We start from the raw sequence: 11,966 nt of genomic DNA, 5'->3' as shown, positions 1-11,966 counted from the left end.
ACCGTTACAAACCGTCCGTTAGAGGCCGCCCATTAAAGGCCGGAAGTGCCCCAGATGTAGACAGCGACAAACAGGAACAGCCAGACGACGTCCACAAAGTGCCAGTACCAGGCAGCGGCCTCAAAGCCGACGTGCTGCTCAGGGGTGAAGTCGCCCTTCATCGCGCGGATCAGGCAGACGGTCAGGAAGATGGTGCCGATCACAACGTGGAAACCGTGGAAGCCAGTCGCCATGAAGAAGTTCGAGTAGAACTCATCGCCACCGAACTGCCAGCCTTCGTGCAGCAGGTGGGCATATTCATAGCCCTGCAGGAAGGTGAAGAGGATGCCGAAAAGGATGCCGATGGACAGGCCCTGGATCAGCGCCTTGCGGTCGTTGTTGTGAACCAGCGCGTGGTGCGCCCAGGTCACGGCACAGCCCGACAGCAGCAGGACCAGGGTGTTGATCAGCGGCAGGTGGAACGGGTCGACCGGCAGGATCTCCGGCGCCACGTATTCGGTGCCGATATAGGTCTCCATCGGGTAGATGGCATGTTTGAAGAATGACCAGAACCAGGCGAAGAAGAACATCACCTCGGACATCACAAACAGGATGAAGCCATAACGCAAGCCAATCCGCACCACATTGGTGTGATCGCCGACCTTGCTTTCGGCGACAACTTCGGACCACCAGGCGAAGGCCGAGTAGAGAACTGCAACCAGGCCGATCCAGAACGCCCAGGCAGTGATGCCCTTCATCCAGAAGACCGCGCCGACCAGCATGACAAAAGTGCCCAGCGATGCGGCCAGCGGCCAGATCGACGGCGGCAGAATATGATAATCGTGATTTTTAGCGTGCGCCATTCAAGTGTCCCTCACCAAAGCGGCCTAGTTCGTGGTTGCCCCTGCCCCGGTGTTATTCCCGGTGTCGAGGGCGGCATAGCCCTCGGGCAGATCGATTTCATGAAACGTGTACGAAAGCGTGATCGTATGCACGTATTTTGCGTCCCGGTCGTCAATGATTTCGGGATCGACAAAGAAGGTCACGGGCATCTGCACCCGCTCCCCCGGCTGAAGCACCTGCTCGGTAAAGCAGAAGCAGTCTATTTTTTCAAAGAACCCGCCGGCCTGATAGGGCGTCACATTGTAAGACGCCTGCCCTGCCACGGGGCGGTCTGTCGGGTTGTAGGCCTCGTAAAAGGCCAGTCCGGTTTCCCCCAGCTTGATCTCCATCTCGCGCTGGGACGGCTTGAACTCCCACGGCATGCCGCGCTGTTTCGAGCCGTCAAAGCGCACTGTGATGGTCTGATCCACAATCCTGTCCGAACCGGTGCTGGCAACGCCGGTAACGCCGCCAAAGCCAGTGACCCGGCAGAACCAGTCATAAAACGGAACCGAGGCCCACGAGAGGCCGCCCATCAGGACAACAACGCCCACCAGCTGGACAACCGTTTTCTGCGGCCCCTGCAGCGCCATCAGTTCTGCTCTCCCTGGGCGTCCGGGAATTTGAAAGTGGCCGAGGTCACCTTGGCCATGGTCAGCGCCATCACCAGCACCACAAAGGCGCCCAGCAGAATGCCGACCCCTTTGTTGAGGCCGGAGCGGCGCTTGTGGATTTCATGCTCTTTGCGCAATGCCATCTTACCAGCCTCCCAGCCCGTAGGGCTTCAGCAGGGCTTCGGCCAGGATCGCACCGAAATGCAGGAACAGATACAGCAACGACAGCTTGAAGAAGCTGCGCTCCACCTTGAAGTTGTCGTTTTCGGAATCGTCCTCATCGCGGCGGGTGATCTTCCAGGCGCCATGCAGGAAAAGCGCGTTCATGACCAGCGCTGCGGCCAGATACAGCGGGCCGCCGATGCCGGAGAATGCAGTGCCAATGGCCAGAACCGCCAGCAGGACTGTATATACCAGAATATGGACGCGGGTTGCGCGGCGGCCGTGGGTCACGGTCAGCATCGGCACGCCGGCATCGTCATAGTCCGAGCGCATGAACAGCGCCAGCGCCCAGAAATGCGGCGGCGTCCACATGAAGGTCAGCAGGAACATCAGCCAGGGTTCCACCGACATTGTGCCGGTGGCGGCAATCCAGCCGATCACCGGCGGGAAAGCCCCCGCAGCGCCGCCGATCACGATGTTCTGCGGCGTCGCGCGCTTGAGCCACATGGTGTAGACCACCACGTAAAAGAAGATGGTGAAGGCTAGGAAGACGCCGGCAAAAACATTTGCCGCCAGCGCCAGCATGATCACCGACAGGCCCGACAGCGCCAGACCCAGCGCCAATGCCTCGCCCGGCTCAACCTTACCGGCAGGGATCGGGCGGCCCCGGGTGCGCTTCATCACCTTGTCGATGTCAGCGTCCCACCACATGTTGAGCGCACCGGACGCACCGCCGCCGATGGCGATGAACAGGATGGCACAGAAACCGATGACGGGGTGCACGGAAACGGGCGCGGCCAGCAGCCCGACCAGAGCGGTGAACACCACCAGCGACATGACACGGGGTTTCAGCAGGGCGAAGTAGTCGCCGAAACTGGCCTCGTCTTCATATGCACGGCTTGCGTTGATGCTTGCGTCGCTCATCTTGGGTCCTTTGGCAGCAACAGGTGCGCATTGCTGCGCACCCCGGTCTTTTGACTATACCACACGAAGCGCTCTTAAGCTCCGCATGGCCAGGTCTCAGTTGGAGGCGACCTGATAGGTCTGCGGCAGGCCCGCGTATTCTTCTTTGGCGCCTGCCAGCCAGGCGTCATATTCCGCCTGGGTCACAACTTTGACGGTGATCGGCATATAGGCGTGGTCCTTGCCGCACAGCTCGGAGCACTGACCGAAGTAGATGCCTTCCTTGCCTTCGTCGACGTTGAACCACAGTTCCGCCAGACGGCCGGGAACCGCGTCCTGTTTCACGCCGAATGCGGGAATGGTCCAGGAGTGGATCACGTCAGCCGCAGTCACCTGCATCACAACGGTCTTGCCCGACGGCACAACAACAGCCGTGTCGGTGGCCAGCAGCCACTCGTCCTCGGCATAGCCGTTTGCAGCCAGCTGATCCTTGGGCAGCAGGAAGCTCTCAAAGCCGAATTCGTGGTCGGTGTATTCGTAGCCCCAGTACCACTGGTAGCCGGTCACTTTGATGGTGATGTCGGCCTTGGGGATTTCCTGCTGGGCAAACAGCTGCGGCAGCGAGAAGGAACCGATGAATACCAGCACCAGGATCGGGATAATGGTCCAGGCGATCTCAACCGGGGTGTGGTGGGTGAACTTGGCCGGGGTCGGATTGGCGCGCTTGTTAAAGCGGACAATGGCGTAAAGCATCAGACCGGCAACAAAAACACAGATCACGGTAATGATCACCAGGATCATGTAATCCAGTCTCTGCAAGCCATCCGCCAGCGAAGTCGCCGCCGGCTGGAAGTTCAGGCCGCCGTCAACCGGCTTGCCAATGGTTTTCAGACCTTCTTGCGCCATTGCTGGAAGGCTTGAAAGGCCGGCGAAAAGGCCCGAAAGCATCAAAGCGTTTTTCATGTTCTGTCCTGATCGGTTGATCGCATTGTTCCTGCGGCAGCACGAAATACGGGGGAATCGATTGATTCCCACAAAACGCACCTGCCCCGTTGTCTTTGACGCTGGTTAAAATCATATTCGGGGACACAGATAAAGAGGCAGCCAAGCGTCAAACCGTCGCTTTCTTGATTTAGATCAAAAAAATCCGAGGACCGTGCCATGGAAAACCCAGCCTTCCGTCCCTTTGAAACCGCGCTCCCCGAGGATGAGGCCCTCGCCAGCCTGCGCGATGCGCTGAATGGTGCGGAGGATGGCGAGATTTTTGCAGAGCGCCGCAAATCCGAAGCGCTGTCCTTTGACGACGGGCGGTTGCGCAGTGCCAGCTATGACGCCTCCGAGGGCTTTGGCCTGCGCGCTGTGAACGGCGATGTGGCCGGATATGCCCATTCCACCGACGTCTCCATTGCGTCACTGAAGCGGGCGTCAGAAACGGCCAGGCTGGCAGTCGGCACCGGCGGCGGCACCTATTCGGATGCGCCGCAGGCGACCAACGCCAAGCTGTACACCGATGCCGACCCGATCAGCGCTATGCCCTTTCCAGTGAAGGTGGAGACCCTGCGCGAGGTTGACGCCTATGCGCGAGATCTGGACCAGCGCGTGGTGCAAGTCTCTGCATCGTTGGCCGCCTCACTGCAGGAGGTAGAGATCCTGCGGGCGGACGGAACCCGGGTGCGCGACATCCGCCCCATGGCGCGGTTCAACGTGTCGGTGATCGTCGAAAAGGACGGCCGCCGCGAAAGCGGCTCGGCCGGCGGCGGCGGGCGGCTGGGGCTGGACGGGCTGGTCGATCCCAAGCACTGGCAGGCCCAGGTGCAGGAGGCATTGCGGATTGCGCTGGTGAACCTGGATGCGGTGCCAGCGCCTGCGGGCGAGATGGATGTGGTGCTTGGCCCCGGCTGGCCCGGCATCCTGCTGCACGAAGCAATCGGCCACGGGCTGGAGGGCGACTTCAACCGTAAGGGATCCTCCGCGTTTGCCGGTCTGATGGGTCAGCAGATCGCCGCCAAGGGCGTTACGGTACTGGATGACGGCACCATCCCCGACCGGCGCGGATCAATCACCGTGGATGACGAAGGCACGCCCAGCCAGAAAACCACACTGATCGAGGATGGTGTTCTGGTCGGCTTCATGCAGGACCGCCAGAACGCACGGCTGATGGGGGTTTCCCCCACCGGCAACGGGCGGCGTCAAAGCTACGCCCACGCGCCGATGCCGCGGATGACCAATACCTATATGCTGGGCGGCGAGGCCGATCCCGGTGATCTGGTCGCAGGCATCAAGGACGGCATCTGGGCTGTGGGATTTGGCGGCGGCCAGGTGGATATTACAAATGGCAAGTTCGTGTTCTCCTGCACCGAGGCTTACCGGGTGAAGGACGGCAAGGTCGGCGCACCGGTTAAAGGCGCCACGCTGATCGGCGACGGCGCCACCGCGCTGAAGCAGATTCGCGGGCTTGGCAACGACATGGCGCTGGACCCCGGCATGGGCAATTGCGGCAAGGCAGGCCAATGGGTGCCGGTCGGCGTCGGCCAGCCCTCGGTGCTGATGGGCGGCCTGACGGTGGGCGGCTCGGCGGCCTGAGGCAGCGCAAATTCTCGGTAAAACCATGTTTTGACCGTAAAAATCTGGGCCGCCCGCCAGTGTTACCGGCCCGGATTACGGCAATGCCTCCCCGTTCGAACTGTGAGCGAAAGGTAATTCCCCCCATTTTCCGGCTACTTAAGAAAATTTTCGGGGAATTGGCCGAAAACCCTCCGGCGTTCACCACCTGTTAACCCCCTTAAGGTTAATTCTGGTTCTGCAAACAGGCGGAGCTGCGGATGACCGAAGAAACACTTTCTTCCACTCACCCCCCACTCCCACCCACCACGGAAGATACCCGGTTTTCCTGGCTTCGCCTTTTGCGCTCTAAACGGGTTGGCCCGGTGACCTTTCACCGGCTGCTCGCTGAATATGGTTCAGCGCAGAACGCGCTGGATGCGTTGCCCGAAGTGGCACGTTCCGCAGGTATCAAAGGGTATGAAACATGCCCCGCCAAGGCGGTAGACGCTGAAATTAGGACCGCAAAAGCCGCCAAAGCGCGGCTTTTGTGCTTTTCCGACCCGGAATACCCTGAGCTCCTGCGCAGCCTGAAAGATGCGCCGCCGCTGTTGTGGGCCATTGGCGACCTTGCGGCAGTGCGGCGTCCGATGATTTCCATGGTCGGCGCCCGCAACGCGTCTTCGCTGGGGTTGCGCATGGCCAGATCGCTGGCGCAAAACCTGGGCGAGGCTGGCTATACCGTTGTTTCCGGCATGGCCCGCGGTATCGACACCGCCGCGCATCAATCAGCGCTGCAAACAGGAACAATTGCCATTCTGGCGGGCGGCGCCGATGTGATCTACCCGGCAGAAAACGCCCGGCTTGCCGAAGAAATAAGCGAAACCGGGCTGCGCCTGTCAGAGCAGCCGATGGGCAAGACACCGCAGGCCCGCGACTTCCCCAAACGCAACCGGATCATTGCCGGCATGTCCCGCGCCGTTGTGGTGGTGGAGGCGGCCGCTAAATCCGGCAGCCTGATCACCGCCCGGGACGCGCTGGACTACGGCCGCGAGGTGCTGGCGGTGCCCGGCCACCCCTTTGATGCCCGCAGTTCCGGCTGCAACAGGCTGATCCGCGACGGCGCCCTGCTGGTCCGCAGTGCCGCTGACGTGCTGGAGGCGCTGCCGCCGCAAGACCTGCCGCAGGAACAGGCGCCGGCAGCTGGCAGCCCGCAGCAGGCCCTGGCCGGCCTGCCGCAGCAACCGCCCGAACGGCGCAGCCTTGCGCAGACCAACGCCCTGCATCAGCAGATCCTCGGCAGGCTGGGGCCCTCCCCCACATCTGAGTCCGACCTGCTGCGCGAACTTTCCTTGCCGCCGCAGCTGCTGGCCCCGGCGCTGACGGATCTGGAGCTGGAAGGCGCGATCAGGCGCCAGCCGGGCGGGTTGCTGTCCAAGGCCTTTCCGGAAAATGAAGACTGACCCTGCGCGCCTTGCCTTGCCCCTGCCTGCCGCGCCGGACCGCAGGAACAGGCTGCCGCGAACCGTCGGAATATCACCGTAAACATCCCGCTTCCCGCCGCGTCCAATGCACCTGGATTGACATTCTCCCCTTGCGCCCCACATCCTGCCCCGCCATAGAACCCGCAGAAGCGGTCCGAAGAGGTTACAGAATTTATGCCAGTAGTCGTTGTCGAATCCCCGGCCAAAGCAAAGACAATCAACAAATATCTTGGCTCAAACTATACGGTTCTGGCGTCTTACGGGCATGTGCGCGACCTGCCGGCCAAGGATGGTTCGGTCGATACTGACGCCGATTTCGACATGACCTGGGAGGTCGGCAATGATTCCCGCAAGCACGTCAAGGCGATTGCCGACGCGCTGAAAGAGGACAATGCGCTGATTCTCGCTACCGACCCCGACCGCGAGGGAGAGGCGATCAGCTGGCACCTGCAGGAGGCGTTGACCAAACGGCGCTCGATCAAGAAGGACACGCCGGTCAGCCGGGTGACCTTCAACGCGATCACCAAAGAAGCGGTGACCGAAGCGATGCAGAACCCGCGCCAGGTCGACATGCCGCTGGTCGAGGCCTATCTGGCCCGCCGCGCGCTGGACTACCTCGTGGGCTTCAACCTGTCGCCGGTGCTGTGGCGCAAGCTGCCGGGCGCGCGGTCCGCGGGCCGGGTGCAATCCGTCTGCCTGCGCCTGATCGTCGAGCGCGAGATGGAGATCGAAGCCTTCAACGCCCAGGAATACTGGTCCGTGCGCGCCCAGATGGCGACCCCGCGCGGCCAGGAGTTCGAAGCCCGCCTGACGGTGCTGGGCGGTGACAAGCTGGACAAATACAGCCTGAAGAATTCCACCGCTGCCGAACTCGCGGTGCAGGCCGTGGCCTCGCGCCAGCTGTCAGTACTGTCGGTCGAAGCAAAACCCGCTTCCCGCAACCCCTCTGCCCCGTTCATGACCTCGACCTTGCAGCAGGAAGCCAGCCGCAAATTCGGCATGGGTGCGCGCCAGACAATGAACGCCGCGCAGCGCCTGTATGAGGCGGGCCACATCACCTATATGCGGACCGATGGCATCGACATGGCGCCTGAGGCAGTGCAGGCCGCGCGCGCCGAGATCGAAACGCGGTATGGTGCTGAGTATGTGCCCTCCTCCCCGCGGATCTACAAGAACAAGGCGAAAAACGCCCAGGAAGCGCACGAATGTATCCGCCCGACAGATATGAGCCGCGATGCGGCCAGCCTGAAGGTGACGGACGACGATCAGCGCAAGCTCTATGACCTGATCTGGAAGCGCACGCTGTCGTGCCAGATGGAAGGTGCCCGTCTGGAGCGCACCACCGTCGACATCGGCTCGGACGACAAACAGGTGGTGCTGCGCGCCACTGGCCAGGTGATGCTGTTTGACGGTTTCATGCGCGTTTACGAAGAAGGCCGCGATGATGTGGCCGACGAAGATGACAAGCGCCTGCCGCAGATCATGCAGGGCGAAGCGCTGAAATTTGCGTCTTCGCTGGCCGCGCAGGCTGATAAGGCCGGCAAAGAGGCCTCCGTGCTCTCCGAGGACGGCGCTGTGCTGGCACTGCAGCACCATACCCAACCGCCGCCGCGCTATACCGAGGCGACACTGGTCAAACGGATGGAAGAACTGGGCATCGGCCGCCCCTCGACCTATGCCTCCGTGATCACCACAATCCAGGACCGCGAATACGTCCGCAAGGACAAGAACCGCCTGTTCCCCGAGGACAAAGGCCGGATCGTCACCATCTTCCTGCTGAATTTCTTCCGCAAATACGTGGGCTATGAATTCACCGCCAATCTGGAAGAAGAACTGGATGACGTCAGTGCCGGCAACGGCGACTATAAGGAACTGCTGGGCAAGTTCTGGCGCGATTTCTCGGCTGCCATTTCGGAAACCTCCGAACTGCGGATCACCGAAGTGCTGGATGTGCTGGATGACGCCCTGGCCCCGCAGCTTTATCCGCCGCGCGAAGACGGCACCGATCCGCGCGTCTGCCCTAAATGCGGGGCGGGCCAGCTGCACTTGAAAACCTCGCGCACCGGCGGCTTTGTCGGCTGCGGCAATTACCCGGAATGCACCTACACCCGCCCCATCGCCGGAGAAGGCGCTGATGGCGACGAGCGGCTGCTGGGGATGGATGGCGAAGATGAGATCCATCTGAAGGCCGGCCGCTTTGGGCCTTACGTCCAGCGCGGCGAAGCAACGCCGGAAAACAAAAAGCCGCCGCGCGCCAGCCTGCCCAAGGGCTGGAGCAAGGACGATATGGACCTGGCAAAAGCGCTGACCCTGCTCAGCCTGCCGCGCCAGATCGGCGACCACCCCGAAGGCGGTGTGATCGCCTCCAACTTCGGCCGCTTCGGCCCCTATTTGATGCACCAGCTGCCAGATGAGGAAAAACCGGTCTACGCCAACCTCAAGGACCCCAACGACGTCTTTGAAATCGGCATGAACCGGGCGGTGGAACTGCTGGCGGAAAAGCGCGCCAATCCGGGCCGCCGCGGCAGCCGGGCTGCTGCCAAACCGCTGAAGGAGCTGGGGGATCACCCCGACAGCGGCGGTGCTATCAACATCATGGACGGCCGCTACGGGCCTTACGTCAAATGGGAGAAGGTGAACGCCACCCTGCCCAAGGACGTGGAACCCAAGGACGTGACCATGGAGATGGCGATGGAGCTGATTGCGGAAAAATCCGCAAAGGGCGGCAAGAAGAAAACCGCCGCCAAAAAGCCCGCAGCCAAGAAAAAGGCAGCCCCTAAAAAGGCCGCAGCGAAAGACTGACAACCGGCGGCGTGGATTTGGGCGGGGCGCTCCCGCCGGTTCCAGGCGCATTGCCATGCGCCCTCACCGTTGGGCCCGGCGCCGCTAACGCGGCGCGGGTCATGTCCTGCACGCGTCCTTCTCTGCTTTGCAACGGGTCAAGGACGGCTCTGCTGCTGCGTCAGCGGCTTGCCCTTGACGCAGCGCAGAACAGTTTCACTCTCGCGACGGCCCAAAATGGGCAAATCTGACCTTATTGGCTTATCAGCAAGGCTTTCTTTTGCGCCGCAAAGCGGCGCCACGCCCAAGGCTGATGGAGCATCTGCCGAAGGCAAGTGCTCCGGGAGGGCGCGGGAGCCTTGCCCTTTCTAGTTCTCCGTAGAAATACGTGCCCGTCTCCGTATTCATTGACTCTGCTCCAGCAGGCAGCCAGAAATCCCGCAACCGGCATACTGGGAGAACTCCATGAAGAAGGTATATTCCAACGCTGCTGAAGCGCTCGACGGGCTGCTTCACGACGGCATGTACATCGCTGCGGGCGGTTTCGGCCTCTGCGGCATCCCCGAACTGCTGCTGCAGGCGATCAAGGACGCTGGCACCAAGGATCTGACCTTTGCCTCCAATAACGCCGGTGTCGATGATTTCGGCATTGGTATCCTGCTGCAGACCCGGCAGGTGAAAAAGATGATCTCGTCCTATGTGGGCGAAAACGCGGAATTCATGCGCCAGTACCTGAGCGGCGAGCTGGAGCTGGAATTCAACCCGCAGGGCACCCTGGCGGAGCGCATGCGCGCGGGCGGCGCAGGCATTCCGGGCTTCTTCACCAAGACCGGCGTTGGCACCGTGATCGCCGACGGCAAGTTTGAAAAGCAGTTCCCCACCGGTGCGGACGGCGCCATGGAGGACTACATCATGGAAGAAGGCATCTTTGCCGACCTCGCCATCGTAAAGGCCTGGAAGGCGGATGAGACCGGCAACCTGGTGTTCCGCAAGACGGCCCGCAACTTTAACGCGCCTGCCGCCACTTGCGGCAAGGTCTGTGTCGTTGAAGTGGAGGAGATCGTGCCGACCGGCTCGCTGGATCCGGATTCGATTCACCTGCCCGGCATTTATGTGCACCGCATCATCCAAGGCCAGCACGAGAAACGCATCGAACAGCGCACCGTGCGCAAGCGGGAGGAAGCATAATGCCTGCAGATACTAATGGCTGGGACCGTAATCAAATGGCAGCACGCGCCGCGCAGGAACTGCAGGACGGCTGGTATGTGAACCTTGGCATCGGCATCCCGACGCTGGTGTCCAACTACATCCCCGAAGGTGTGGAAGTGACCCTGCAGTCGGAGAACGGCATGCTGGGCATGGGTCCCTTTCCGATCGAGGGGGAAGAGGACGCCGACCTGATCAACGCGGGCAAGCAGACCATAACCGAGCTGCCGCAGACCGCCTATTTCGATTCTGCGCAGTCCTTCGCGATGATCCGCGGCGGCAAGATTGCCATGGCGATCCTGGGTGCGATGGAAGTGGCCGAGAACGGCGATCTGGCAAATTGGATGATCCCCGGCAAGCTGGTCAAGGGCATGGGCGGCGCCATGGATCTGGTCGCGGGTGTCGGCCGTGTGGTGGTCGTGATGGATCACACCAACAAACACGGCGACAGCAAGGTTCTGAAGGATTGCACCCTGCCGCTGACCGGCAAGGGCGTGGTCGACCGGATCATCACCAACCTGGGCGTTCTGGACGTCGTGGACGGCGGCCTGAAGATCGTTGAGTTGGCGGATGGTGTCAGCGAAGACGAGATCCGCAGCGCGACTCAGGCCACCCTGGTGGACTGATCCCGGATCAGGTCTGACAATCAGGGCCCGCCGGTTTCCGGCGGGCCTTTTCTTTGCACATCCGGTTTCCAGTCAAACCCCGGCAGCAGACCCAGGCCGGGCGCGCGGGCGCTGCGTGTGCCTGATGGCGCCTTCGGGCGGGTTGACGATTTCATACATGTAAACACGCTTATCGTACCAATTGACGATCTTCTCCTGGCCGTCTTCGAACACTACCACGCAATAACTGCCTCTGGCCGGGTCACAGCTGTCGCGGCCAAGCAAGGTAACGATGACCGGATCCACCAAATGCCGGTTGAATAGCACGATTGCCTTGGTCTGCTTGCCCGAAACATACAAAGCACCTGCAAACAGGCCCGCGGCCAGCAGCACAAAACCCAGGCCCGAGAAATTCCTGAACGGGTTGACCTTTGCAAGTCCCGGAGCAAAGGCGACAAACACCATCCGCCCGAAAATCCCGGTAAAAGCGATCAGGCCGAGCATTGTAAGTGTGCTGGTGGCCTCTTGCGAACCCGCGGCAAGAGCCGCCGGATCAATTCCCAATTCCAATTCCTGTCTCCAATTTCTCAAAGCCCAATGATGCGGCTCAATCCTGTCAATTCCTGCACCATAGCGGCGGTGACAGGAAAAGAACAAAAAACTTTGCAGAAAACACACCATTTCAAGACGTTGCGGACAGGCCGCTGGGCAGGCTGGCGGAACTCCGGTTATGCCCTGCTTTCGCTTGTTAAATTGATTTGAGTTGCCAGCCCCTTCCGTCGCCAAAATGAACAGACCGGTAAACACAG

11 protein-coding genes are annotated in these 11,966 nt (G+C 61.3%); 5 read left to right on the top strand and 6 right to left on the bottom strand.

Annotated elements, in window-relative coordinates; all coding sequences use genetic code 11:
* Window positions 1-32: 32 nt before the first annotated feature.
* The 5 genes from L1069_RS10675 to coxB all read right to left on the bottom strand — a co-directional run bounded on the left by L1069_RS10675 (window position 33) and on the right by coxB (window position 3,503).
* Window positions 33-842, bottom strand: a complete 810-nt coding sequence (locus L1069_RS10675; RefSeq protein WP_129371712.1) for a cytochrome c oxidase subunit 3 — start codon at window positions 840-842, stop codon at window positions 33-35.
* Window positions 843-866: 24 nt separating this feature from the next.
* A complete protein-coding gene (locus tag L1069_RS10670) occupies window positions 867-1,454 on the bottom strand; it encodes a cytochrome c oxidase assembly protein (RefSeq protein ID WP_129371713.1) in 588 nt (195 codons plus the stop codon).
* Complete coding sequence (locus L1069_RS10665) at window positions 1,454-1,618, bottom strand: cytochrome C oxidase assembly protein (RefSeq protein WP_129371714.1); 165 nt, start codon at window positions 1,616-1,618, stop codon at window positions 1,454-1,456. The genes L1069_RS10670 and L1069_RS10665 overlap by 1 nt, the downstream gene beginning before the upstream one ends.
* A gap of 1 nt (window position 1,619) precedes the next feature.
* Window positions 1,620-2,561, bottom strand: a complete 942-nt coding sequence (gene cyoE, locus L1069_RS10660; protein ID WP_129371715.1) for a heme o synthase — start codon at window positions 2,559-2,561, stop codon at window positions 1,620-1,622.
* 96 nt (window positions 2,562-2,657) lie between these two features.
* Window positions 2,658-3,503, bottom strand: coding sequence for a cytochrome c oxidase subunit II (gene coxB, locus L1069_RS10655; protein WP_129371716.1), 846 nt, complete (start codon window positions 3,501-3,503; stop codon window positions 2,658-2,660).
* A 198-nt stretch (window positions 3,504-3,701) separates the two neighbouring features.
* Between coxB and tldD the strand changes: the two genes are divergently transcribed.
* The 5 genes from tldD (at window position 3,702) to L1069_RS10630 (ending at window position 11,178) form a co-directional block, all read left to right on the top strand.
* Window positions 3,702-5,123 (top strand): metalloprotease TldD, encoded by a 1,422-nt coding sequence (gene tldD, locus L1069_RS10650; RefSeq protein ID WP_237455653.1) that lies wholly within the window; start codon window positions 3,702-3,704, stop codon window positions 5,121-5,123.
* A gap of 239 nt (window positions 5,124-5,362) precedes the next feature.
* A complete protein-coding gene (gene dprA / locus L1069_RS10645) occupies window positions 5,363-6,544 on the top strand; it encodes a DNA-processing protein DprA (protein WP_134829279.1) in 1,182 nt (393 codons plus the stop codon).
* Between the two features lie 195 nt (window positions 6,545-6,739).
* Window positions 6,740-9,367, top strand: coding sequence for a type I DNA topoisomerase (topA, locus tag L1069_RS10640; RefSeq protein ID WP_237455652.1), 2,628 nt, complete (start codon window positions 6,740-6,742; stop codon window positions 9,365-9,367).
* Between the two features lie 444 nt (window positions 9,368-9,811).
* Complete coding sequence (locus L1069_RS10635; RefSeq protein ID WP_129371720.1) at window positions 9,812-10,534, top strand: CoA transferase subunit A; 723 nt, start codon at window positions 9,812-9,814, stop codon at window positions 10,532-10,534.
* Entirely contained in the window at window positions 10,534-11,178 is a 645-nt protein-coding gene (locus tag L1069_RS10630; RefSeq protein WP_129371721.1) for a 3-oxoacid CoA-transferase subunit B, read from the top strand. Before L1069_RS10635 ends, L1069_RS10630 begins: the two co-directional genes overlap by 1 nt.
* A 72-nt stretch (window positions 11,179-11,250) precedes the next feature.
* Here L1069_RS10630 and L1069_RS10625 read toward each other — a convergent pair whose 3' ends face one another.
* Entirely contained in the window at window positions 11,251-11,964 is a 714-nt protein-coding gene (locus L1069_RS10625) for a hypothetical protein (protein WP_237455651.1), read from the bottom strand.
* Window positions 11,965-11,966 lie beyond the last annotated feature (2 nt).

The organism is Leisingera sp. MMG026, assembly GCF_021654205.1.
Lineage (GTDB): Bacteria > Pseudomonadota > Alphaproteobacteria > Rhodobacterales > Rhodobacteraceae > Leisingera.
This window is presented reverse-complemented; position numbering and strand designations above follow the sequence as displayed.

What these genes read in the sequence shown, in the direction of transcription:
- topA (WP_237455652.1), top strand. Translation starts at nt 6,740, where the DNA reads ATGCCAGTAGTCGTTGTCGAATCCCCGGCCAAAGCAAAGACAATCAAC.
- L1069_RS10675 (WP_129371712.1), bottom strand. Translation starts at nt 842, where the DNA reads ATGGCGCACGCTAAAAATCACGATTATCATATTCTGCCGCCGTCGATC.
- L1069_RS10635 (WP_129371720.1), top strand. Translation starts at nt 9,812, where the DNA reads ATGAAGAAGGTATATTCCAACGCTGCTGAAGCGCTCGACGGGCTGCTT.
- tldD (WP_237455653.1), top strand. Translation starts at nt 3,702, where the DNA reads ATGGAAAACCCAGCCTTCCGTCCCTTTGAAACCGCGCTCCCCGAGGAT.
- L1069_RS10665 (WP_129371714.1), bottom strand. Translation starts at nt 1,618, where the DNA reads ATGGCATTGCGCAAAGAGCATGAAATCCACAAGCGCCGCTCCGGCCTC.
- L1069_RS10670 (WP_129371713.1), bottom strand. Translation starts at nt 1,454, where the DNA reads ATGGCGCTGCAGGGGCCGCAGAAAACGGTTGTCCAGCTGGTGGGCGTT.
- cyoE (WP_129371715.1), bottom strand. Translation starts at nt 2,561, where the DNA reads ATGAGCGACGCAAGCATCAACGCAAGCCGTGCATATGAAGACGAGGCC.
- L1069_RS10630 (WP_129371721.1), top strand. Translation starts at nt 10,534, where the DNA reads ATGCCTGCAGATACTAATGGCTGGGACCGTAATCAAATGGCAGCACGC.
- coxB (WP_129371716.1), bottom strand. Translation starts at nt 3,503, where the DNA reads ATGAAAAACGCTTTGATGCTTTCGGGCCTTTTCGCCGGCCTTTCAAGC.
- dprA (WP_134829279.1), top strand. Translation starts at nt 5,363, where the DNA reads ATGACCGAAGAAACACTTTCTTCCACTCACCCCCCACTCCCACCCACC.